Origin of the sequence: Streptococcus sp. GMD1S (genome assembly GCF_000296875.1) — a bacterium.
GTDB lineage: Bacteria > Bacillota > Bacilli > Lactobacillales > Streptococcaceae > Streptococcus.
Genome location: NZ_AJQY01000150.1, coordinates 1 through 1,229, shown reverse-complemented (window position 1 = coordinate 1,229; position 1,229 = coordinate 1). Strand labels below are relative to the sequence as shown.

Annotated in this window: 2 protein-coding genes; one reads left to right on the top strand and one right to left on the bottom strand. The window is 44.0% G+C overall.

Annotation, left to right across the window (positions count from 1 at the left end):
• Nucleotides 1-39 precede the first annotated feature (39 nt).
• Nucleotides 40-477 (top strand): CoA-binding protein, encoded by a 438-nt coding sequence (locus tag GMD1S_RS07840; protein ID WP_000076499.1) that lies wholly within the window; start codon nt 40-42, stop codon nt 475-477.
• A gap of 28 nt (nt 478-505) precedes the next feature.
• On the opposite strand, the gene GMD1S_RS07835 is transcribed toward GMD1S_RS07840, so the two are convergent.
• On the bottom strand, nt 506-1,229 hold a 724-nt coding region (locus tag GMD1S_RS07835), incomplete at its 5' end, for a YeiH family protein (RefSeq protein ID WP_000552934.1).

Below are 1,229 nucleotides of genomic sequence, written 5' to 3'. Positions count from 1 at the left end.
TTTCAAAATATGCTATACTGAGAAAAAAGGAGGATTTCTATGAGCCAAGAATTTATTAATCCAAGTGATGGTGTGATCCGTCAGTATCTTACAACCAGTAAAACGTTAGCGGTAGTGGGTTTGTCCGATCGTGAGGAAACAACTAGTAATCGAGTGACCAAGGAAATGCAAGCTCGGGGCTATAAAATCATTCCAGTTAATCCCAAGGCTGCAGGTGGGGAAATTTTGGGAGAGAAGGCTTATGCGAGTCTAGTTGAGATTCCTTTTCCTGTGGACATTGTCAATGTATACCGACGGAGCGAGTTTTTACCAGATGTGGCGCGTGATTTTCTCAAGGCAGATGCCAAGATTTTCTGGGCGCAATTAGGACTTGAAAATCTAGAAGCGGAAGAAATCTTGCGTGCTGGAGGATGCGATGACATCGTGATGAATCGTTGTATTAAGAGAGAACATACTCGCTTAATTCTTGAGCAATAAAAAGGTAGCCATGGGCTACCTTTTTATTTTATAAAGTACCAATCAATGCTTGCATGCCAAGACTGGTAAGGATGATGGCAATCCAGCAAAGGGCTCCAAGAAGAATGGATTTACCGCTTGATTTGACCATGGCAATCAGATTGGTTTTGAGACCGATGGCACTCATGGCCATGATGATAAGGAATTTGGAGAGTTGTTTGAGAGGGGTGAAGAAGCTACTAGACACGCCGAGAGAGGTGAGAAGAGTCGTTAAGAGAGAGGCTAGAATGAAATAAAGGATAAAAAGTGGGAAAACTTTTTTCAGTTGTACGCCTTGTTTATTTTCTTGCTGGCGACTTTGCCAGTAGGAGAGGAAGAGAGTGATGGGAATAATAGCCAGAGTTCGTGTGAGTTTAACAATGGTTGCAGACTCAAGGGTATTGGTCTGGTAGAGACTGTCCCATGCGCTGGCTGTGGCCGTTACAGAAGAAGTATCGTTGACTGCGGTTCCTGCAAAGAGGGCAAAGCCTTCATTTGATAAGTGAAGCCAGGTTCCTAGAGTTGGAAAGATAAGTGCTGCTAAGACATTGAAGAAAAAGATAACGGAGATGGCTTGGGCGACTTCTTTTTCCTTGGCATGGATAACGGGTGCTGTTGCAGCAATGGCAGAACCACCACAGATAGAAGAACCCACTCCAATCAAGGTAGCCAGTTTCGTGTCTAGCGCAAAGAAACGCTGGAAGAGGTAGGCAACGATTAAGGAAATCGAAATG

Excerpts from the sequence above, each read along its gene's own strand:
- GMD1S_RS07840 (WP_000076499.1), top strand. The coding sequence starts at position 40 with ATGAGCCAAGAATTTATTAATCCAAGTGATGGTGTGATCCGTCAGTAT.